Source organism: Streptococcus sp. OMI870, assembly GCF_047460295.1.
GTDB lineage: Bacteria > Bacillota > Bacilli > Lactobacillales > Streptococcaceae > Streptococcus.
In genome coordinates, this window is the sequence record NZ_JASHGM010000001.1 from 484,484 (window position 1) to 505,829 (window position 21,346).

Sequence of the window (21,346 nt, forward strand, 5' to 3'; positions counted from 1 at the left end):
GCTTTTTCCCTATCATTATAGCAAAAAAAGCAGAAGTTTTCTGCTTTTTAGGATGGGAAGTGCTCCTTATTTTTTGAAAACTTCTGTTTAAAAATGAAGAACACTAGTATCCAAGAGATCCATTCTATCATGAAACCAAGATACTGTATAAATGTCTTGTGATAAGAAATTTTTACATGACCAGAATTTCTAATAGATAAATAAATTTTACCATTATTTAAAACTTTTTCTGAAACAGTTGGTCTCCGAGCTTTTTTATTTTCTTTTAATTCCGATTCGGTAAAAGCACGCTGTTTCAGTACAGGTTGAGATCCTTCAGCTCCCCTAGAATATTCTGCGCGATATCCTTTGTACCATACCATTGGTATAGAAACGCTAGTTTCTTTTTTGTCATCAGGAACTTTTATATCAAATTCTAAAAGATTGTATCTCTTTTTAATATTTGATATTTTTACATCCTTCCCTGTTTGAAATACTGTAAATTGTGGTAAGCGTATATCTTGGTTATTGATATCGAGATTATAATATTCATCACCTACAGGATCAATATATTTGGATTTATCACCTTTATAAACCGATTTTAGTAATTTATCATTCTTTTTATTATCCTCACGCATCTGTTTGTAATTTTTTGAAGATGAATCAAATTGAGGAACTACGTGATTGAAATAAAAAGATAAACTCAAGATACATAAAACAATCGAGAAGAAACCATTTCTATTTGTAACAGCAAGAAAGAATAGGAACAACAGGGGAATGAAAAATAGTAAACGCCCTGAATACTGCATACTCCCTATAAAACTGTATTTCAATATCGAATTCCAAGGCAAAAGACTTGTCGCAGAAAAATATAAAATCCAACAAGTCCAAAACATGGTCTTACTTAATCTACCTAGACGACGATAGAATAAGAATACGATCATACTCGCATAAAATAGTCCATCTCGTACAAATTGATGGATCGGCCACTCTAATGGTGTGAAAGGCTTATAAAAACCATATCGATCTGCTTGGAATGGGAAAGGAACCCAAAAGGTATCTTTCACGTTGACAGGAAAACTTCTCGCTGTCCATGTGAAGAAAAACTTTTGTGATGAAACCTGTTCAAGATATTGAAAAATGTATCCTGCCGACAAGCATAAGGCAAACAAGATTGAAAATACAAAAGAGATAATCTTTTCAAGTGTGAGCCTTTTATAATTTAATAACAATAATACCGCAGAAAAAATTGCTAATATAATAGTTGATAAAATATGGGTTTGAATTAAAAGTGCTACTACAATCCCCAAATAGAGAGGGTTCTTTTTATTTAAGTAGAGCACACGATAAATAGAATATATAAGAATTGGGACTAGCGGCACTACCATGGTCATTCCAAAACCAAATAAGGTATAATAACACGGTATTGTCAGTGCCACTACTAAGCCAGTTATCTTATTATTTACTATTTTCAAAACAACAATATAACTTGATAGAATTGTACAAAGAGTGATCAGGAAGGCAAAAATACTATAAGCAAGATTTCCATCGTTCGTCATCATATAAACGATAGCTGACGGATAAAACTGCCAATTACCATAAAACATGGGAGAAGCATATCCTGTACCAAATGCAAATAAAAAATTCAGATTGGGAAGGATATCCCAATGTTCAATAGACTCCGCTAAGCCGACAATGCGTGATAAATGAAACACATAGTCATATGAGCGACTTTGAAAATTGATCAGATTGAAAGATACAAATGTAAAAATGAGCGCATAGGAAGTTAAAAATAAATAGATCAACTTATTACTAATTTGGTTGAAAACCTCTATAAGCCGGTCAATATGACTACGGATCCCTTTTACCATATCCAACTGATTGATTTTATCGAGGAGACGATCAATTTCCTTGTAAAATCTATCTATCTTTTGCTTAACAGCAAGAATCATACTTAGGATATTGTTCATTCTTCACTTTTCTCTTTGATGACATAAATTGGACGTTTCTTGGTTTCCATGAAGATCTTACCGATATATTTACCTAAAATGCCGATGGTTAGTAATTGGAACCCTCCTAGGAAAAGAATCACTGTCATGAGGGATGGCCATCCAGAAGTAGGATCTCCAAACACTAAGGTCCGGATTACGATCAGAATCACCATGATAAAGGCCAAGATCCAAGATAAAAGTCCACCAATAAAGGCAATATTTAGTGGGGCATCCGAGAAATTAACAATCCCTTCAATCGAGTATTTAAAGAGGGACCAAAAATTCCAAGACGTCTCTCCTGCCACGCGCTCTACATTTTTATATTCGAGGTATTCTGTCTCAAATCCAACCCAGGCGAAAATTCCCTTAGAAAATCGATTGTACTCAGATAGTTCAAGTATGGCATTGACCATAGGACGGCGCATCAAACGGAAATCACGCGCCCCGTCGACCATTTCCACTTGGCTAATATGATTGATCAATTTATAAAACATCCGTGCAAAGAAAGAGCGAATCGGTGGTTCCCCATCACGGGTTACGCGTCTCGTTCCGACACAGTCTAAATCCGGCTCTTCCTCCAACTTCTGCTTCATTTCGATCAATAGTTCTGGAGGATCCTGTAGATCCACGTCCATGACTGTTACATAATTACCTGTGGCATGTTGGAGACCAGCATAAAGAGCTGCTTCCTTCCCAAAGTTCCGTGAAAAGGAAAGATAGTGCACATTCGAATCTGTAACATGTAGCTTACGTAGAACAGATAGCGTCCTGTCTGACGAACCATCATTTATAAAAATATATTCAAACTTTTCTCCCATCTCTATCCGAACACGTTCCATTTCCCTATAAAATAACGGAATTGATTCTTCTTCATTAAAACATGGGACTACAACTGATAGTGTCATATCTTACTCCTTGACTTATTCACTCTCTATTGTAACAAAAAACTAGGGTTTCCCCTAGTAATAACTTATTTTAGTCTTTCAATTATACAACAGCATATAAAACAGAGATTGTTTGTAGTATAGTTAAACCTATAATAATGAGACTACTTTCTACTACAAAATGATCCGTAAACTTTTGTTCATCTGAAATTCTTTGCTTAAACAAACTGCAAATAACTGGTAGAGACAGAGCGACAACTCCTAAATAGTATCTACCTTGAACTCCTAAAACTTCAAAATTTCCAACTGGTGTCCAGGTTAAATACAAGGTTAAAGAGATTAACCCAACAATCGCAAAAGAAACCAAACTTGCTCCTACTACTGATACTTTTGGAAGTTTGATCTTCCCAAAATTTGAAAAAGTAATCAAGCTATATAGAGCATAAATTGGAATAAGAACCTCTGACATGGATAAATCCAACCAACCAAAGGTATAGAGCTGATTTAAATGACTGACTGATAATAACATCTCCTTCAAAATCACTGGAAGATACCAATGAGGTTTTGAAATGATGCTACTAATTTGGCCTTTTACATCTGCGCCCTCCAGTTTAAAGTTCTCAATTCGAACTTGCTGGGTAAGAACGTACCAAAAAATCGTAAAGACAAAGACTGCGATAATCAAGGCGAGAGAGATGAGATAGTAGTTTTTACACTTCGTTTTCTTTCTCGGTATAAAGAGCAATAGTCCTACTAGCAAGACATAAGGAAGTTTCATTGTAACAAGGATGATACAAAGCAAAGCATACAGCAATAAATCCTTGATGCTAACAACTTTTTCATCATCTGTTACATAGTTCAAGAACAATCCAATAATGAGGTAGGTAAACCCTAATGCTACACTATCTTGATTGTATGAAGCAGCAAGTACCAGATTCATTGGAAACATCGCAACCATTGTCATCAACTGATTCGCTTTTCCACTTAATTTAATGGCAATAAGAGCTAAAATACAGTAAGCGATCACATTAAAAATTCGACCTAAGTAATAGGAGACTCCTACACTCAAGTTCAAAAATTTTCCAATCCCGAATCCAAGAGCCTGAGGAATGTAACCAATAAACCAATATGAGTTTGTTGCCCTGTAATCAGTTTCTTTACCAAACTTCACTTGTTTGGTCGTCTGTTTTTCTTCAAACAAAGAAGATTTGGTAAACGGCTTTTTGAAGTTCTTATATACATCAAAGTAATCTTCCGTAATATGGATATTTTTATTTCCCATATTTACGTCACCTTCAACAATATGAATGGTTCTTGATAGGTGAACTTGTTCATCGGGCGTATTCAAAACAGGTGTAATGAAAGCAAAGGAAAGACCGCCAATGAGCATAGCAATAAAGGTCCCTATATTTTTCTTCGGTAAAAGAAAAATGAGAAAAGCAAATACTACAAATAGCAGCACACCAATTTTAGGAAAATCTACTAAACGCTTTGTATAAATGACTGTCATACAAAAGGCCAGAACCGCGAAAGCTCCTAAATACTTTTTATTTCGCTCATAACTATCAACAAAAAATCCCATTAGTTTCTCCTACTTATTTGAAAGTTGACTCTTCACATATTGTCTCATTAGCAACTTAGCAATCCATTTGGGCCAGAAGAGTTCGTACATATATAGATCTTCTTTACTTCGAGTGTTGTCTGCAATCGTTTTTGATGTTTCAGACTCTCCATGGATACGGTGGCACATAAGCTTATCAGATACATAAGCAAAACGACCTTTATACTCACTGATCTTATACCATGCGTACCAATCCAAACTCACTCTCATTCCTTCATCAAAAAAGAAATTCTTCAGATTTTCAAGATGATAGGTTACAGCTGGACAACAAATCGGATTTCCAAAAGCCATCACACGGTTGCGCCAGAAATGACTTGCTGGAAAAAGATTCATGGTTTTTAACATCAAGGTTTTGATCTTAAGATTTGTATTCGCAGGAATTTTATGGCCGTCTTTTTCTTCAAAATAATCAGAATAGCCAATTAACACATCTGGATGTTTCTCCATCTTAGCCAATACTTTCTCAGCATATTCCGGCTCATAATAATCATCCTGATGGGCAATGGTTGCATATTTTGTCTCTACAAAAGACAGGGCATTGTTCCAATCCTTGCCAATTCCCCCACCTTGCTTCGTATAAAATGGAATATCATAACGCTGGCAAAGTTCTTTGATCGAATCCAATGGTGTTGAACTATAACAAATAATCTGCGATTGGAGAGTTTGTTTTTTCAAGGATTGAATACAATCATCTAAATATTCACTCTCTCCATAAGCACAAATCACCCAGGTGTGTTTTTGATTAACGAGCATAGCTCATCCTTTCTACTTTTCTTGCAACAAAATAAACAAGTAAACTTCCACTAAAATAAACGAACATCACGATTAAAAAGCTTAAAGAAGCTCCCAAAAGCCCTAATCTATGTACAAAATAGTCATTTGTCAGTTTGGAAGTTATGAACATGAACAAATATACAGGCAATAAATAAGTTTGTTTGCGAATAACTGTCATGACATCGCCAAAAACGATCCCAAGAGAATACAAGATACCAGAGAAAACAAGGATAGCTAGCGTACTGCTATGTTGATATAAAGGTAAGCCAAAAACAAGACTTAAAATTGGAGTCCCAATCAAATAGGCTAGTACAGTCAAAATCAAGCCAACTCCCAAGACAATCACAAACAATTTCTTAATAATGGCATCGAATTTTTTCAAGTCTTTATTCTTCCATAAGATCGCTAACTGAGTTGTTAAGGGTCTAAGGATTAAAATAAAGAGACTCATAAAAAAGACAGGCATAAACAAAATATTATAATCCCGTTGTGTACCTGCAATAAAATGTCCCAGTCTGATTTCAGAGTCAATGGCGATTCTAGGTTCATTGAAAATATAAGCAAGTAAAAATCCACTAATAAAGAGAGGAATACAATTTTTTAAAATAGCAATCGCATCGAACAAGTTCCTTTTGAGATTGTTTACTGAAATATCAATGGATTCAAATTCTTTTGATTTTACGTAATCATAAGAGAATACAAAAATAAAATTTAAAAGGACTAAATAAAGCAAGGACTGGGTCAAGGATTTTGTGACAAGTAAAAATACCAATAAAAGGATTGTGCTAATAGAATAACGAATCGTCATTGATTTGCCAGCAATATCCAATCGTTCATGACGCTGAAACATCCCTTGGAAAAGATCAGAAATTGCCTCACACATTCGAAAGAGAACATATAAGGCGATAATGGTAATTTTTGAACTCTCATGAAGATCAATCCCCGAAATAAATAAATAAGGAAAGAAGATAGCCACCATAAGTAGGAGAGAGAGACCTCTGGCAATACTATAGCTTGTAAAGGAATGTCTATAATGGACATCTGTCCCCTGGTAGCTTCGAACCTGAAACATTCCTACCACCACAAGAATCGCAGCAATTCCATAAGCCAGACTAAAGGAATCTGCTTCCATTGGAGAGGTCATTCGTGTAACGATTAATGTAAATAGCACAGATGATCCAGCGAATGCCAAGTTTCCTAACAGATTCCAAAAATATACCTTCTCAGTTGAAATAGGCTGATTATTCTTCATGCTCTTTAACCTGTAATGCAATTTTCTGAGACAACTGTCGGATTTGAACGGATTGTTTTGAGGTAATCCGAGTCAAAGAGAAGTTTAAATAAACAAGTAAACAGAAACCTAAGAAGAAGACTAGATTGCTTGGAACTTGAATTCCTAACATCTTTGAAAGTTGTCCAATCAAATTAGGAAACCAAATGACTGGCAACGAGACGATACAAAGAATAAGCCAAGAGATGACATTTCTCATTTCAACAACTTTCTTTGCAACTAGTCGCAGAATATAAACCATAAAAATAATTACAATAAGGGTTAACCAAATATTTAGCATCTTATTTCTTATATCCTCCACCTATTCTAGCCACTAACATAGCCATTGTCACCTTAATCATATAATAGACTGATTTACTTAAGGTAATAGACGATTCACCATGTTCTCGTTCATTCATCAAGACAGGTACTTCTGCAACGGAATAACCCGAGGTCAAGAGGGATACAATCGTCTCTGGTTCTGGATAATCACTTGGATATTGCTTGGCGAATTCCTCAATCACTTTTCGGTCAGCAACTCGTAAACCAGAAGTTGGATCTGTTACCTTTTGACCCGTCAAAACCTTGATTAATTTTTCAAAAAATGAGATTCCAATCCGCCGCGCGAATGAGGATTGGAAACCTTGATTTTCAATGAAACGAGAGCCAATCACCATATTCACATCTTTCTCTTGTAGAACTTGAAGCATCATTCTAATAAATTCAGGATTATGTTGGCCATCTCCATCCACTTGAACCGCATACTGGTATCCTTCTTTAACTGCGTATTGATATCCTGTTTGCACAGCACCACCAATACCTAAATTGATGGGTAAATCAATGACGTTATAGCGATGATTGCGACAAATTTCAAGTGTATGATCTGTAGAACAATCATTGATAATGACATAATCAAATTCGGGCGTATGATCTTCAATCATCTTGATTGTTTTTTCAATATTTCCACTTTCATTATAAGCTGGAATAATGATCAGTAATTCTGAATTTCTCACTCCTATTGTTTTCCCTTCTATGCATATCACTTCATTATACAATAATCAGTGCATATTTTCTACTTTATACTGCCCCCTCCACCTTTTCATGGTATAATAGAGTGAATCGATTGCGGGAGGACATCTGATGCTAAGGCTTGGAATTATTGGAACGAGTTGGATTTCACATGAATTTATAATTGCGGCTCACCAGACGGGTCACTATCGTTTGCAGGCTTTGTATTCGAGAAAAATGAAGACAGCTCGAGATTTTTGTGACCCATATGAAGCGATCTCCTGCTACACTGACTTAGTGGACTTCTTAGATAGCGAACTGGATGTAGTCTACATTGCCAGCCCCAACTCTCTTCACTACGCTCAGGCCAAGCTTGCTATTCTAGCCAAGAAGCATGTCATCATTGAAAAACCAGCTGTGACGAGTCCTGCTGAATGGAAAGAACTAGTGAAGCTTGCTAAAGACCACCATGTTTTTCTCTTTGAAGCTGCTAGAAATTACCAAGAAGCTGCCTTTCAAGTCGTTAAAGACTTCCTTTCAGGCCAGGAGATACTAGGCGCCAACTTTACCTTTGCCAAGTATTCTTCCAAGTTACCTGCCCTCCTTGCTGATGAGATGCCTAATATTTTCTCAGATCTCTATGCAGGTGGCGCTCTAATGGATCTGGGAGTCTACTGCCTCTATCTGGCCATTGGCTTTTTTGGAGCGCCAGACTCTAGTCACTACACCGCTCACCAATTACCTAACTCAGTTGATCTCTATGGGCAAGGGATCTTGATCTATCCTGAGTTTCAGGTTGCTATTCAGGCGGGAAAAAACATTACCAGTCATCTCCCTGCTGAAATCTACACCAAGACTGGAACCCTAACCCTAAATGCTGTAGCTGCAATGGACCAGGCTCATTTCGTCAGCCATTCTGGAGAGGTTATCGACCTTCCTATTGAGTCCTGCAGTCATGTCATGCAAGAAGAGGCCGAGGCCTTTGCTCTTGCCATAGCTGGGCAAAAAGAGACGGCTTACCTCGAGTGGTTAAAAACGGCTGAGCAGGTCCATGAAACCCTCTACCAAATGCGCCAAAGCGCTGGAATACAATTTAAGGATAAAAAAGAATGAAAGAACAATTTCCACAAAGCTGGATAGACCAGCTAGAAACACTTGGATTTGATACCTTCACTGACATTCAGGAGCAAATCTTCTCCCCTATCTACGAAGGCGGAAATGTCCTCGGGATCAGTCCCACTGGTACGGGAAAGACCCTGGCCTACCTCTTTCCTAGCTTGCTCAAAGTCAAACCTAAGAAGGCCCAACAGCTCTTGATCTTGGCTCCTAATACGGAGTTGGCGGGACAAATTTTTGATGTCACCAAACAATGGGCAGAGCCTCTTGGGCTCCAGACCCAACTCTTCCTTTCTGGATCCAGTCAAAAACGTCAGATTGAACGCCTCAAAAAAGGACCCGAAATCCTGGTTGGGACCCCTGGTCGGATCTTTGAACTGATCAAGCTGAAAAAGATCAAAATGATGAATGTAGATACCATCATTTTAGATGAATTTGACCAATTACTGAGCGATTCTCAGTACCACTTTGTCGATAAGATCAGCCACTATGCTCCCCGCGACCATCAATATGTCTACATGAGTGCTACAGCCAAGGTCGATCCAGACCAGCTAGAAGAAAATACCCTTCGCATTGCGGTTGATGGGGTTTCTTTGGATAATATCCAACATTTTTACATGCAAGTGGATAAGCGGGACAAGGTCGAATTGCTCCGCAAACTCGCCCATGTTGAAGATTTCCGTGGCTTGGTTTTTTTCAATAGCTTATCCGATCTCGGAAGCGCAGAAGAAAAACTGCAATATAGAGATATCGATGCTGTTTCTCTAGCCAGTGATGTCAATGTCAAATACCGCAAGGTCATTCTGGAACGCTTCAAAGACCATCAGCTAACCCTCTTGCTTGCTACCGATTTGGTGGCACGCGGAATTGATATTGAACATCTCGAATGTGTGATTAACTACGATCTCCCCCGTGATGTGGAGACCTATACCCACCGTGCCGGTCGGACAGGACGGATGGGGCGTGATGGCTACGTGGTCACCTTTATCACCCACCCAGAAGAACTGAAATCCTTGAAAAAATACGCCTCTGTACGTGAAATCGTCTTAAAAGATTCTCAACTCTTTTTAAATGAATAAGAAAATCCTCTGCTAGTGAATGGAACTGCAGAGGATTTTTACGTTAATTTCCATTGTAATAAATGCGATGACTTTCAAGTTGATAGTTCAATAATTCATCGACCGTTACAAAGGTATAGCCTTGGGCTTTGAGATAGTCAAGCAGTGCTGGCAGAGCATCAATCGTGGTTTGATGGATATCATGCATGAGGATAATCGAACCTGGTTTGACAGCTTTTTTTACTTCATTCAGAATGGCTGTTGTATTGTGGCTCTTCCAGTCTAAACTATCCACATCCCACATAATATAGGATTGGTCCACCCCGTATTGGATGGCACTATTAATTGCTCCGTATGGTGGACGCATGATCTTCGTTTGGACGCCTGTCGCTTTTTGGATGGCTTCTTGAGTATCTAGAATCTCTTTTTTAGCACCGTCTAAGCTCAATTTTGGTAATTGAGGGTGATTCCAGGTATGGTTTCCAATCTGATGCCCTTCCTTACGAACTTGCTTGGCAATATCTGGGTAAGCATTGACATTTTTTCCAACCATAAAGAAAGTTGCTTTGGCATTGTATTTCTTTAAGATAGAAAGAGCTTGAGGAGTCGTCGTTGGATCCGGCCCATCATCAAAGGTCAGTGCAATCATCTTGCGATGACGCTCTTCAATATAAGAATGATAGGAGGCCAAATCTTCAGAAAGCAACCGTTCAGTATCGATCACATCATAGAATTTAGACAAGGGAACAGTAAAGGTATCATCTCCCTTAACCTCAGTTGGAAAGGGAATGGTGAAATTTCCTTTTTCATATTGAAATTCCCATTGGCTCAGATCTAACTCTGCAAAATGAGCGACCATTTTCTCAATGCTCTCTTCATCCAGCTGACGAAAGGCTAGATTGCCTTGCAACTCTTCCAAAAAGATCTGCTTAGCTCCATCTGGATCCGCAAAAACCTGGCTGAGGGTCAGAGGATTGTTCTCATCATCCAAGTAAAAGAGAGGCAGCTTCACCGTCTCATCTTTGATGAATTTTCCTTTTCTGTACTGATACTCAGCCCGCTTGATCTGAATGGGATGATAGCCGACAAAAGGAGCTGCTGCTTCTTCACTATGGTAGAAAGTTAAATGCTTGGGTTCCTTGGTTTTCTCATCCGATCCTAAATGATTCAGATCTTCTTGGATTTTTTCTTTAATAATCGCAACGGGTTGCCCATCTTTTGTAGGATAATAAGCCGTCACATAGGAGGTCCCTATTATTCCTTCTTGAAGCTGAACATTTTTTCCTTTCTCCACCTCTCCTTCTAGCTGGGTTACCTTAGAAAATTGGTCCTGATAGGCCTTGTTTTCTCGTGCTTTTTGAATCTTTTGGTAACCAATATACAAAAGACCAACTAAAAGAAGATTTATAAGGATTAATAAAATAATTTTTGTGTGTTTGAATCGCATAACTTTATTATAGCAAATTTCTCTCCAAAAAACAGTCCTTTTTTGTAAATGTTTTCATAAAAAAAGAGGGCGACAGTCGCCCTGGTTATTATCAAATTGATTTTTCGCGAATGACTTCTACTTTATAGCCATCTGGATCTACTACGAAATAGTAATTCGGTTGAGTTCCTGGAAGACCTTTTGGTTCGGTCACTTCATAGCCTTTAGCCTTATGCTCTGCATGTAAACCTTCTAGATCTGGTGTACTCAAGGCTACGTGGGCATAGCCATCTCCAATGACATAAGGACCATGATCATAGTTGTAGGTTAATTCCAACTCGTAGTCATCCCCAGGCAAGGCCAAATACACAATGGTGAATTGGTAGTCTGGGAAATCCTTCCGACGTTTTTCCTCAAAACCAAATGCATCTTGGTAAAAAGCGATTGATTTTTCCAAGTTTTCTACACGAAGGCAAGTATGCAACATTTTTGAACTCATAAGATTTCCTCTTTTCTTTTTTAAAAATTTATGAACGATTTTTTTTACGACTTTCCGTCTTAGTGGATAACTTCACTTCAAAGACAGTCCCCTTGGGTTTGTTATCTTTAACTTGAATAGTCCCTTTAAAGGCTTCAACGATCTGCTTGGCAAGCGATAAACCCAAACCAAATCCACCTTTTTGACGAGTTCTGGCCTTGTCCACCCGGTAAAAACGATCAAAGATTCGTTTCTTATCCTCATCACGAATACCCGGACCATTATCCACCACTCTTAGAAAGAGATTCTTGTCCTTTAACTGGACTTCAAACTGGATCTCACCGTCTTCATCGGTGTATTTCAAGGCGTTGTCATAGAGAATAGTCATCAACTGCTTGAGCAATGTCTTATCCGAACAAATGACTTTATCCACCTGATTGTCACCACGAAAAATCTTATCATTTTCTTCAGCAACAATCTCAAAATTCGAGAAAGTCTGATCGAAAAAGCTTGGCTCAATATCTTCAATCTCTGGCTTCAAGCCATCATCTCTTCGGGCAATGTTCAGAAGATTGGTGGTCAAGAGTTTCATATTTCGCACTTCATCCAAGCTGGACGCAATACTCTCGCTCGATTCCATAATAGTCGCTTCTGGCTTTCTAAAAAGCGATTCAAGGCGATTTTGCAAAACTGCTAGAGGTGTCCGTAACTCATGAGAAGCATTCTCTACAAAAGCCTTTTGCTTTTGCATACCCTCAAGAAGGGGCTTAACGCTAAGACGGGCAAGGAAGAGACTCGCAAATAAGGAGATTCCCCAGAAGCAAATCATGACGAGTGCGATCTGACTCTCGTGCTCTTCACTGGTCTGTTCTAGCTGACTGATATTGGTCATGACAACCGCATACTTGACGTCGCTATCTCCGTCATCAGACAAGCCCAAATCCGTCATGTAAGCCCGGTAACTTTCTTTTTTCCCGTAACTATTTGTGATTTGGAGTTGAGAAACCTTGTTAAGCAATTTACGACCAAAAGTTACAGTTTTGAAGTTTAAAAACCCATTTCCCGTTGTTAAGTTTTGATATTTTTTGTTCAGTAGAACAACAGTCGTATTGGAAGTAACGTCTCCTTTTGGTTCCGATTTATCAGGATCAGGCATCATCATCTCATGTTCATCACCCTCTTTGGAATTAGACTGTTTCTGATCCCGGTTGGCAATAGCTATAATGGAATAGGGATCCTGACTCAGGGTCTTGAGATTCTCATCGACCGTTGTATAGAGACTCGAGCGCATGACCTGGATGATAATCAGGGTCATGGCTGAGAATATCAAGGTGAAGAGACCAAAATATCGGATGAAGTAGGAAAAATCATCTTCCCCGACGGTTTTCTTAATCCTTGTTAACATCTTTTAAGATATACCCCACACTGCGCAATGTTTGCAAGTTCTCAACAAAATCTGTTCCTTTTAATTTCTTACGGATTTTTGAAACATAGACTTCAACCACTGAGATAGTTGTGTCACTGTCAAAGCCCCAGAGACGATCGAAGATCTGGGTCTTTGGAAGGATGACATTTTGGTTTTGAAGGAAATAGACCAAAAGATCAAATTCCTTCCCAAGAAGTTCCACTTCCTTATCGTCCACGTAAGTCGAATTAGTGGATAAATTAACCTTTAAATTGCCATAATTGAGGGTATTTTCATTGACCTTCCCTGAACGTTTCAAGAGAGCTTGAATCCGCATCTTAAGCTCTTCAAGATAGAAAGGCTTGGTGAGGTAATCGTCTGCTCCTAGCTCAAATCCATGCCCTTTGTCATCCAGACTTTCTTTAGCTGTCATGATCAAAACAGGGGTTGTCACGCCTTTTTCACGCAACTCTTTTAAGACATGGAATCCGTCTTTTTCAGGAAGCATGAGGTCCAGCAGAATCAAATCATAGATACCGCTCTCTGCTTCGTAAAGACCTTCTTCTCCGTCAAAGACCTGCATGACGTCCGCAAAATCATCTAAAAAATCAAATACTGAATTTGATAAACCAAGGTCATCTTCGACCAATAGAATTTTAATCATCGTGGCTTCCTCTTCTCTTTCCTGAGTGAGTCTTTCTAATCTATTCTTAATCATTATAACACGACTTTACTTCATTTCCTATAGTTTCGAATCTTGTTTTACTAGCAAATTCAGTCTGCCTGAGGAAGATTATTTTATGAGTTTGTCGTGTTTTCCTTGTTACTTTGACTGTCACTTGTCTTGTTTTTATTCTTCGCTTTCTTTTTGTTGGACTTGTTAGAGGAATCCTGGTGCCCTTCTTGTTGTCCGCCAAATTGGTTCATGCCATTTTCTGGACCATTTCCTTGAGGGCCACCATTGCCTTCCTGTGGCATCTGACCAGGACCACCGCCTTGTGGACCACCATGTCCTTGGCCACCACCTTGAGGACCACTGCCTTGAGGACCGCCGTCCTGTAGGCCACCATTTTGCTGGTTTCCTTGTGAAGCATGGCCATTTTGACTATTTTGTTGCTGATTGGTTCCTTGGTTTTGACCCGTTTGAACCGGTTGAGAAAATTGTTGAGAATTGGAAGATTGTGAGGCGATGACACCGACCCCAAAGCCACTTCCAGCACCGACCAATAATCCACCAACTGCTGCCATACCGATCCACCACTTAGGACTTCGTTTGAGGACGACCATTTTTTCTTTGGATTCTTGCGTTTCGACTACTTGTTTTGTTTCTTTTTGATTCATCTTTTTACCTTTTATCTTTTTTACAAGTACTTGTATTTTAAATTTTAAAGGGAGCTCGATCCTTTAAGTAAGGCGATTATACTTTAGAAGGCTTAAACAGGCCTAAATTTTTACTTAAAAAATTCTAAACTAGCCTGTTCTTTCTCGTATGGGCTAAATCTTTCTCTTCTAGACATAAAAATACCTCTTAAGTAGACTTTGGTTATTTACCATGTCTACTTAAGAGGTATCATATAAAAATTTTGTATCGATTATTTTCTTATTTCATGGATAGAAGCGCTGCTTCAACAGCTGCTTTCTCCCGCCCGATAAGATCGATTCGAGCCGCGATTTCTTTAATTCCCATCTTGATATTACGGCTGATCGCCATATCATCCAATTGAGGCTCAAAGAAGGCCTTGTATTCATTTAAGCGTTCACGGGTCTGGAAACAGTTAGCTGGGTAGATGACAAACTTATCAAAGCTCATATCACCACCGAGGGCTTTCTTGATCCAATCCCAGTTTTCACGCGCCCAATTCCAAGTTCTTCCTTGGGTAAAGTCATCGTGCAAGAAGTTGTAGTACCAGCTCATAGCCAAGTCCTGAGGTTTCACCACATCCTTGTTCTTCCACTCCTTCAATAGAGCTTCCAAAGTTTCCTCATCCTTAGTGTAAGAAAGTGCAGCCGCCAACTGGCGTTTAAAGTTTCCATCTACTGTCTTAACATAAGTATCCAGGTATTGTTGGCTAAGCTCCTTGGTTTCCTGGTGCTTGATTTGGTTGACCAAGATTTGCAGGCGGATGGCAGCTGGAAGTTTTTCCAAATCATCTGCATGCGCTTCAAAGATAGCGCTCGCTTGAGCTTTTGCAGCTTCATCATTGGCCTTGATCATATTAGCAATCATTAGCTGACGAACTTTTTCGTCTTCTTCTGTTTCACCAGGCTTAGCTTCTAGACCCAAGCGTTCAAAGTTGTAACGGTTCAAGCGTTTCAACAACTCATGGAAGGCCGCTTCTGTTTCAGTTCCTTCATCCACAAAGAGACTGATTCCAGCTAAGACGCTCGAAACAGCTGAAACAACCAAGTAGGAACTTTCTTCTGTCAAGTGTTCAATCACTGGCAAGAGGCTTGCATAAGAAATTTGACCACTTTCCGCTAAGAGACGGCGTTCTTGAACCACTTGTAGTTTCGAAGTGCTATCCAAGCTAGCAAGGTCAGCAAGGATGTCTTCCAACAATTCCCCACGGTAGTCACTGATATAGTGAGCTGTATTTTCTGTATTGAAGCGAAGAGCACCATTGTTAGCCGCTTTCAAGGCACTATAGTTTGGGATTTCTAAGACTTCAGTTTCCAAGGTATCTGGAATACCCGTCCAGTTGCTATTTAACGGAACAACCCACTTGCGGCCTTTTTCTTCTCTTTCTCCGATATAGAACTGCTCTTGACGGATGATCAAGGTATCGTTTTCCACAGAAGCTGAAACAACAGGGTATCCTGGTTGCTCCAACCAAGAATCCATAAAGGCTGCAACATCACGACCTGAAGCTTGCCCAAGAGCATCCCAAAGGTCACGACCGATAGTATTGCCGTATTGGTGTTTTTCAAAGTAGATCTTCAACCCTTTACGGAAGGCGTCATCGCCTAACCAACGGCGAAGCATGTGCATGAGACGGCTACCCTTGGCGTAAACGATTGCTGGGTCAAAGAGGGTGTTGATCTCATCAGGGTGTTTGACTTCCACATGGACGGATTGAACGCCATCTGTAGCATCGCGTTTCAAGGCAGCAGGCACTCCAGTTGTTTGGAAGTCTTCAAAGATATTCCAGCTTGGTTCAATGGCATCCAAGCTGACATATTCCATCATATTGGCAAAGCTTTCATTCAACCAGAGATCATCCCACCATTTCATGGTCACGAGGTTTCCGAACCATTGGTGGGCCAATTCGTGAGCCACCACCAAGGCTACTGTTTGACGGCTTTGGGCCGTAGAGTTTTCATCTACTAGAAGGTAGACTTCACGGTAGGTTACCAAGCCCCAGTTTTCCATCGCTCCTGAAGAGAAGTCTGGAAGGGCGATATGAAGGGATTGAGGGATTGGATACTTCACGCCATAGTAGTCTTCATAAAATTCAATAGCACGAACGGCAATATCCAATGAGAAGCCCAAGTTTTCTAATGGGTGAGCTTTGGTAGAGTAGACACCGACTAGGGTTCCATTCTTGGTCTTAGCTGTCACTCCTTGAAGATCTCCAGCAGCAAAGGCAAGGAGGTAAGAAGACATCCGTGGAGTCGTTGCAAATTTCCAAATGCCTGTTTCTTTGCGGTTTTCCACGTCGATTTCAGGCATATTTGAGAGGGCAATTTCACCTTCTGCTTGGTCAAATTTCAAAGAAAGATCGAAAGTTGCTTTGGCTTCAGGCTCGTCCACACTTGGAAAAGCTTCACGCGCAAAATGGCTCTCAAACTGAGTAGAGAGGACTTCCTTCTTCACGCCATCAATTCTGTAGTAAGATGGGTAAATCCCTGTCATATTGTCTGTAATCTTACCAGAATAGGTCAGGGTAACTGTCACTTGACCTGTTCCTTCCAATTCAACATAGACTGCTTCATTGGCATCATCAACCGTAAATGGACGGGCTTGACCGGCTACTTCTACTGTTTCTATGGTCAAATCCTTTTGGTGAAGCGAGATTTTATTGGTCTTAGCCTGACCTGTAATGACCACACGACCACTAAAAGTCTTTGTTTTACGACTTAAATCCAAAAACACTTCGTAATGTTCTGGAACGAATGTTTCTACAAAATGTGCAACTGCTTGCATAATTTCCTCCTTTAAATTTCTTTGCTTTTCAACTAAAAGCCCTAATAAAACTATTTTATCACAAAGTCAAGATAAAAGAAAAGACAAGCATTGGAATGCCTGTCTGAGATCGAAAAGATTCAATACTCCTACATTTCGATAATTTTACCTGTTTCGAAGTAAACTACCCACTCACAAATGTTTTTTGCATAATCTCCGATGCGTTCCAAGAAGTTGATCACTTGGAAATAATCCCGTCCGGTCACGATGGACTCTGGATTCTTCCGGATTTCTTCTGTCGCCAATTCTTGAATGCTATCAAAGTAATGGTTGATCACTTCGTCCCGTGTAGCAACGTCATAAGCCAAATCCACATCACCTTTGAGGTAAACATCCAGTGTCGCTTCAACAAAGTCTTTAACTTCACGACCCATCTTGCTGATCTCTTCTTCAACAGATTGGATGCGGACTTCACCTTTCATGCGAATGGTTGCTTTGGCGATTGAAACCGCATGGTCACCCATCCGCTCTAAGTCTGATACCGCTTTTAAGACCGTCATAACCACACGAAGGTCTTGTGAAACTGGCTGTTGAAGGGCAATAATCTCAAAGGATTTGCGCTCTAATTTCACTTCGTACTCGTTGATCTCCGCATCATCTTCGATGACCTGGCGGGCCAATTCACGGTCATGGGTCACGAAAGCACGAACCGTACGATTGATTTGGGTCAACACTTCATTTCCCATTGCATAAAATTGGTTATGCAATTTTTCTAAATCTTCTTCAAATTGAACTCGTAACATTTTATTTTCTTCCTATCCAAATTTACCAGAGACATAGTCTTCTGTTTCTTTCTTAGCTGGGTTCAAGAACATTTCATTGGTGTCATTGTACTCAATCAAATCGCCATCCAAGAAAAAGGCTGTTTTATCGGAAATCCGACTCGCTTGCTGCATGGAGCGTGTCACCAAGAGCATGGTGTAGCGGTCTTTTAGTCCATACAGGGTTTCTTCAATCTTACCAGCTGAAATCGGGTCCAGCGCTGAAGTTGGTTCATCCAAAAGAATAATCTTTGGACTGGTCGCAAGGACCCGCGCTACACAGACCCTCTGCTGTTGACCACCAGAAAGTCCGATCGCTGAATCATGCAGGCGATCCTTGACCTCATCCCAGATGGAAGCGCGTTTCAGTGAGGTTTCAACCGCCTCATCCAAGACAGCCTTGTCCTTGACACCATTGATCATCAAGCCGTAGGTCACGTTATCATAAATGGACATTGGAAAGGGATTGGGCTGTTGAAAGACCATTCCGATTTCCTTACGCAATTCGACCGTATCGGTCCGTGGTCCGTAGATATTGTGACCGTTGTAGAGGATGGTGCCTGTGGTTGTAACCTCATGGTTAAGGTCCCCCATGCGGTTAATGGCTTTTAAAAGGGTAGATTTCCCTGATCCTGAAGGACCAATCAAGGCTGTAATCTCTTTTGGAGCAAAGTCCAAGGAGACACTATTTAAAGCCTTCTTTTTATTGTAATAAACCGACAAGTCCTTGACTTGCAAAATTGGTTCTGTCATTCTATTTTCCTTTTTATTGTCATATTACTTTATCCAAAGTGACCTGATACATAATCGTTGGTCGATTGCAATTTCGCGTTTTGGAAAATATTCGAAGTCTTATCGTACTCGATGAGGTTTCCAAGATAAAAGAAACCGGTATAATCACTAGCACGGGCTGCTTGTTGCATGCTGTGGGTCACGATGACAATCGTGTAATCCTTCTTCAACTCCAGCATGGTTTCTTCTAATTGCGCTGTCGCAATCGGGTCAAGTGCTGATGCTGGCTCATCCATGAGTAAGATATCTGGCTTCACAGAGATGGCCCGCGCGATACAAAGTCGTTGCTGTTGGCCACCTGAAAGTGTCAGTGCTGATTTATGAAGATCATCCTTGACCTGATCCCATAGAGCTGCCTGTCTCAAAGAAGTTTCGACCAATTCGTCCAAGACTTTCTTGTCTTTCACACCAGCACGTTCATGCGGGAAGGTAATATTTTTGTAAATCGATTTGGCAAAAGGATTTGGTCGTTGGAAAACCATTCCGATATGCTTGCGCATTTCATAGACATTGATATCTGGGCGATTGACATCGATTCCTTCATACCAAATTTCACCCGTTACACGCGCAATATCGATGGTATCATTCATCCGGTTCAAACTACGAAGGTAGGTTGATTTCCCCGATCCTGAAGGACCGATCAAGGCTGTAATCTTATTCTTTTCAAACTGCATGTCAACGCCTTTGATGGACTCGTTCGTTCCATAATAGACATGCAAATCTTTAGTCGATAGGACCACCTTTTCTTCAGGAAAAGTAATGATGTGTCTCTCATCCCAATTGTATTTTGACATTTCTTCTCCTTTAAGCAGATGTTAGTTTTTTATGAAGGTAACTTCCGAGTTTGCGGGCTCCAAAGTTAAAGATCAAGATAAAGATCAAAAGAACCGCAGCAGAACCAGCTGAGACTTCAATGGAATCAGGAATGGTTCCTTCGCTATTGACCTTCCAGATATGGACGGCCAAGGTTTCAGCTTGACGGAAGATCGAAATCGGACTCGTCACACTAAAGATATTCCAGTTTGACCAATCGAGAGCTGGAGCTGATTGGCCTGCTGTATAGATCAAGGCAGCAGCTTCTCCAAAGATCCGTCCTGAGGCCAAGACAACCCCAGTGATAATGCTTGGAAGAGCCTCAGGAACCACGACATGCATCACGGTTTCCCAGCGAGACAAGCCCAGAGCTAGACCTGCTTCACGCTGCGTATGATGGACGTGCTGCAAGCTATCTTCGATATTGCGGGTCATCTGGGGCAGGTTAAAGACGGTCAAGGCCAAGGCACCTGAAATGATCGAAAATCCATATTTGAACTGGACAACAAAGACCAAGTAACCAAAGAGACCTACAACAACAGATGGCAAGGAAGACAAGATCTCAATACAGGTACGAACCAAATTGGTCAAGCGCCCTTTTTTAGCGTACTCAGAAAGGTAAATCCCAGCCCCAAGAGAAAGTGGGAAGGAAATCACCAAGGTAATGACTAAGAGGAAAAAGGAATTATACAATTGAATTCCGATCCCTCCTCCTGCTTGATAAGAAGAGGATTTCCCAGTCAAGAAGTGCCAGGATACATGGGGCAAGCCACGGACCAAGATATAAAGGATCAATGAGGCAAGAATCGCAACGATGATCCCTGAAATAGCATACAGTACTCCTGTTGCAATTTTATCCATTCGTTTAGCGTGCATAGTTCTTCTTACCTCTTTCTTTCGTAATCAGTTTAATCACACTGTTAAAGGCAAGACTCATGAAGAGCAATACCAAGGCAAGTGACCAAAGAACATTGTTATTGACCGTACCCATGACGGTATTTCCGATTCCCATGGTCAAAATAGAGGTGAGGGTGGAAGCTGGTGTCGTGAGCGAGGTTGGTACCACTGCCGAGTTTCCGACCACCATCTGGATAGCCAAAGCTTCCCCGAAGGCACGCGCCATACCAAAGACAACTGCTGTAAAGATTCCAGAGCGGGCTGCCTTGAGGGTGACATGCCAAATGGTTTGCCAGCGGGTCGCTCCCATGGCCATACTAGCTTCCCGGTAATGACGGGGAACAGCTCGGAGGCTATCGGTCGTCATAAAGGTGACTGTTGGCAGGATCATAACAAAGAGGACAAAGACCCCGGAGAGGATCCCAAAACCAGTCCCTCCAAAGAGACTACGGGTGAAAGGGACAACGACTTGAAGACCAATGAATCCATAAACAACGGAAGGAATTCCCACCAAAAGCTCAATCGCTGGTTGCAAGAAACGAGCTCCTTTGGGAGAAACTTCTGTCATAAAAACAGCTGCTCCAATGGCAAATGGCGTTGCCAAAAGGGCAGAAAGCAAGGTTACAATAAAGGAACCTAGAATCATTGGTAGGGCTCCGAATTCCTTTGCGGCAGGATTCCAAGAGCTCCCAAATAGAAAACTAAAGATATTGACTTTATTGACAAAGAAAGTCGATAAGCCTTTTTGAGCCACAAAAATCAAAATCATGGCTACAACGACAACAATCAAACTCATACATAGAAAGGTAATGGTCTTCCCAAATTTTTCTAGGCGGGAGTTTTTTGATTTCGTCAGCATTTTTTTTGCTACTTCGTTCATTTTTTACCTA

General features: G+C 40.4%; 20 protein-coding genes. 2 read left to right on the plus strand and 18 right to left on the minus strand.

The window, feature by feature from the left end:
- Positions 1 to 47 precede the first annotated feature (47 nt).
- From QM968_RS02485 to QM968_RS02515, 7 genes are all read right to left on the minus strand, one after another.
- Positions 48 to 1,949 (minus strand): hypothetical protein, encoded by a 1,902-nt coding sequence (locus tag QM968_RS02485; RefSeq protein ID WP_414381977.1) that lies wholly within the window; start codon positions 1,947 to 1,949, stop codon positions 48 to 50.
- Positions 1,946 to 2,875: a glycosyltransferase family 2 protein gene (locus QM968_RS02490; protein WP_414381979.1), complete on the minus strand. Its 930-nt coding sequence runs from the start codon at positions 2,873 to 2,875 to the stop codon at positions 1,946 to 1,948. Before QM968_RS02490 ends, QM968_RS02485 begins: the two co-directional genes overlap by 4 nt.
- 82 nt (positions 2,876 to 2,957) lie before the next feature.
- The gene (locus tag QM968_RS02495) at positions 2,958 to 4,436 is read right to left on the minus strand and encodes a DUF2142 domain-containing protein (protein WP_414381981.1); all 1,479 of its coding nucleotides are present in this window, start codon (positions 4,434 to 4,436) and stop codon (positions 2,958 to 2,960) included.
- Positions 4,437 to 4,445: 9 nt separating this feature from the next.
- Positions 4,446 to 5,228, minus strand: coding sequence for a glycosyltransferase family 2 protein (locus QM968_RS02500; protein ID WP_414381984.1), 783 nt, complete (start codon positions 5,226 to 5,228; stop codon positions 4,446 to 4,448).
- The gene (locus QM968_RS02505) at positions 5,218 to 6,501 is read right to left on the minus strand and encodes a lipopolysaccharide biosynthesis protein (RefSeq protein ID WP_009732677.1); all 1,284 of its coding nucleotides are present in this window, start codon (positions 6,499 to 6,501) and stop codon (positions 5,218 to 5,220) included. Before QM968_RS02505 ends, QM968_RS02500 begins: the two co-directional genes overlap by 11 nt.
- Complete coding sequence (locus QM968_RS02510) at positions 6,491 to 6,820, minus strand: DUF2304 domain-containing protein (protein ID WP_009732676.1); 330 nt, start codon at positions 6,818 to 6,820, stop codon at positions 6,491 to 6,493. The genes QM968_RS02505 and QM968_RS02510 overlap by 11 nt, the downstream gene beginning before the upstream one ends.
- 1 nt (position 6,821) lies before the next feature.
- Entirely contained in the window at positions 6,822 to 7,532 is a 711-nt protein-coding gene (locus tag QM968_RS02515) for a glycosyltransferase family 2 protein (RefSeq protein ID WP_414325286.1), read from the minus strand.
- Between the two features lie 127 nt (positions 7,533 to 7,659).
- On the opposite strand from QM968_RS02515, the gene QM968_RS02520 reads away from it, so the two are divergent.
- Together QM968_RS02520 and QM968_RS02525 are read left to right on the plus strand one after the other, a co-directional pair.
- Positions 7,660 to 8,640 (plus strand): Gfo/Idh/MocA family protein, encoded by a 981-nt coding sequence (locus QM968_RS02520; protein WP_414381988.1) that lies wholly within the window; start codon positions 7,660 to 7,662, stop codon positions 8,638 to 8,640.
- The gene (locus QM968_RS02525; protein ID WP_414381991.1) at positions 8,637 to 9,722 is read left to right on the plus strand and encodes a DEAD/DEAH box helicase; all 1,086 of its coding nucleotides are present in this window, start codon (positions 8,637 to 8,639) and stop codon (positions 9,720 to 9,722) included. The genes QM968_RS02520 and QM968_RS02525 overlap by 4 nt, the downstream gene beginning before the upstream one ends.
- Positions 9,723 to 9,765: 43 nt before the next feature.
- On the opposite strand, the gene QM968_RS02530 is transcribed toward QM968_RS02525, so the two are convergent.
- The 11 genes from QM968_RS02530 to pstC form a co-directional block, all read right to left on the minus strand.
- Complete coding sequence (locus QM968_RS02530; protein ID WP_414381994.1) at positions 9,766 to 11,148, minus strand: polysaccharide deacetylase family protein; 1,383 nt, start codon at positions 11,146 to 11,148, stop codon at positions 9,766 to 9,768.
- Positions 11,149 to 11,239: 91 nt separating this feature from the next.
- Complete coding sequence (locus QM968_RS02535) at positions 11,240 to 11,626, minus strand: VOC family protein (RefSeq protein ID WP_414381997.1); 387 nt, start codon at positions 11,624 to 11,626, stop codon at positions 11,240 to 11,242.
- A gap of 28 nt (positions 11,627 to 11,654) precedes the next feature.
- Positions 11,655 to 13,010 (minus strand): sensor histidine kinase, encoded by a 1,356-nt coding sequence (locus QM968_RS02540; RefSeq protein ID WP_414382000.1) that lies wholly within the window; start codon positions 13,008 to 13,010, stop codon positions 11,655 to 11,657.
- A complete protein-coding gene (locus QM968_RS02545; RefSeq protein ID WP_009732669.1) occupies positions 12,994 to 13,674 on the minus strand; it encodes a response regulator transcription factor in 681 nt (226 codons plus the stop codon). The genes QM968_RS02540 and QM968_RS02545 overlap by 17 nt, the downstream gene beginning before the upstream one ends.
- Before the next feature lie 134 nt (positions 13,675 to 13,808).
- On the minus strand, positions 13,809 to 14,351 hold the full coding sequence (locus QM968_RS02550; RefSeq protein WP_414382003.1) for a hypothetical protein: 543 nt from the start codon (positions 14,349 to 14,351) through the stop codon (positions 13,809 to 13,811).
- A gap of 259 nt (positions 14,352 to 14,610) precedes the next feature.
- Positions 14,611 to 17,154 carry a M1 family metallopeptidase gene (locus QM968_RS02555; protein WP_414382006.1) on the minus strand — a complete coding sequence of 848 codons (2,544 nt, stop codon included), beginning with the start codon at positions 17,152 to 17,154 and terminating at the stop codon, positions 14,611 to 14,613.
- A 128-nt stretch (positions 17,155 to 17,282) separates the two neighbouring features.
- Positions 17,283 to 17,936 carry a phosphate signaling complex protein PhoU gene (gene phoU / locus QM968_RS02560; protein ID WP_214259813.1) on the minus strand — a complete coding sequence of 218 codons (654 nt, stop codon included), beginning with the start codon at positions 17,934 to 17,936 and terminating at the stop codon, positions 17,283 to 17,285.
- A 12-nt stretch (positions 17,937 to 17,948) separates the two neighbouring features.
- Positions 17,949 to 18,707 carry a phosphate ABC transporter ATP-binding protein PstB gene (gene pstB / locus QM968_RS02565; protein WP_003003393.1) on the minus strand — a complete coding sequence of 253 codons (759 nt, stop codon included), beginning with the start codon at positions 18,705 to 18,707 and terminating at the stop codon, positions 17,949 to 17,951.
- A 29-nt stretch (positions 18,708 to 18,736) separates the two neighbouring features.
- Positions 18,737 to 19,540 (minus strand): phosphate ABC transporter ATP-binding protein PstB, encoded by an 804-nt coding sequence (pstB, locus tag QM968_RS02570; RefSeq protein ID WP_009732665.1) that lies wholly within the window; start codon positions 19,538 to 19,540, stop codon positions 18,737 to 18,739.
- A gap of 10 nt (positions 19,541 to 19,550) precedes the next feature.
- Positions 19,551 to 20,435: a phosphate ABC transporter permease PstA gene (gene pstA / locus QM968_RS02575; protein WP_009732664.1), complete on the minus strand. Its 885-nt coding sequence runs from the start codon at positions 20,433 to 20,435 to the stop codon at positions 19,551 to 19,553.
- Entirely contained in the window at positions 20,425 to 21,336 is a 912-nt protein-coding gene (gene pstC, locus QM968_RS02580; protein ID WP_414382009.1) for a phosphate ABC transporter permease subunit PstC, read from the minus strand. Before pstC ends, pstA begins: the two co-directional genes overlap by 11 nt.
- Positions 21,337 to 21,346 lie beyond the last annotated feature (10 nt).

Bases quoted from the DNA above. Each gene is read 5' to 3' on its own strand.
- pstB (WP_009732665.1), bottom strand. From the start codon at position 19,540: ATGTCAAAATACAATTGGGATGAGAGACACATCATTACTTTTCCTGAA.
- pstC (WP_414382009.1), bottom strand. From the start codon at position 21,336: ATGAACGAAGTAGCAAAAAAAATGCTGACGAAATCAAAAAACTCCCGC.
- pstA (WP_009732664.1), bottom strand. From the start codon at position 20,435: ATGCACGCTAAACGAATGGATAAAATTGCAACAGGAGTACTGTATGCT.
- QM968_RS02525 (WP_414381991.1), top strand. From the start codon at position 8,637: ATGAAAGAACAATTTCCACAAAGCTGGATAGACCAGCTAGAAACACTT.
- pstB (WP_003003393.1), bottom strand. From the start codon at position 18,707: ATGACAGAACCAATTTTGCAAGTCAAGGACTTGTCGGTTTATTACAAT.
- QM968_RS02555 (WP_414382006.1), bottom strand. From the start codon at position 17,154: ATGCAAGCAGTTGCACATTTTGTAGAAACATTCGTTCCAGAACATTAC.
- QM968_RS02535 (WP_414381997.1), bottom strand. From the start codon at position 11,626: ATGAGTTCAAAAATGTTGCATACTTGCCTTCGTGTAGAAAACTTGGAA.
- QM968_RS02530 (WP_414381994.1), bottom strand. From the start codon at position 11,148: ATGCGATTCAAACACACAAAAATTATTTTATTAATCCTTATAAATCTT.
- QM968_RS02485 (WP_414381977.1), bottom strand. From the start codon at position 1,949: ATGAACAATATCCTAAGTATGATTCTTGCTGTTAAGCAAAAGATAGAT.
- QM968_RS02490 (WP_414381979.1), bottom strand. From the start codon at position 2,875: ATGACACTATCAGTTGTAGTCCCATGTTTTAATGAAGAAGAATCAATT.
- QM968_RS02495 (WP_414381981.1), bottom strand. From the start codon at position 4,436: ATGGGATTTTTTGTTGATAGTTATGAGCGAAATAAAAAGTATTTAGGA.
- QM968_RS02540 (WP_414382000.1), bottom strand. From the start codon at position 13,010: ATGTTAACAAGGATTAAGAAAACCGTCGGGGAAGATGATTTTTCCTAC.
- phoU (WP_214259813.1), bottom strand. From the start codon at position 17,936: ATGTTACGAGTTCAATTTGAAGAAGATTTAGAAAAATTGCATAACCAA.
- QM968_RS02545 (WP_009732669.1), bottom strand. From the start codon at position 13,674: ATGATTAAAATTCTATTGGTCGAAGATGACCTTGGTTTATCAAATTCA.
- QM968_RS02510 (WP_009732676.1), bottom strand. From the start codon at position 6,820: ATGCTAAATATTTGGTTAACCCTTATTGTAATTATTTTTATGGTTTAT.
- QM968_RS02520 (WP_414381988.1), top strand. From the start codon at position 7,660: ATGCTAAGGCTTGGAATTATTGGAACGAGTTGGATTTCACATGAATTT.
- QM968_RS02550 (WP_414382003.1), bottom strand. From the start codon at position 14,351: ATGAATCAAAAAGAAACAAAACAAGTAGTCGAAACGCAAGAATCCAAA.
- QM968_RS02505 (WP_009732677.1), bottom strand. From the start codon at position 6,501: ATGAAGAATAATCAGCCTATTTCAACTGAGAAGGTATATTTTTGGAAT.
- QM968_RS02500 (WP_414381984.1), bottom strand. From the start codon at position 5,228: ATGCTCGTTAATCAAAAACACACCTGGGTGATTTGTGCTTATGGAGAG.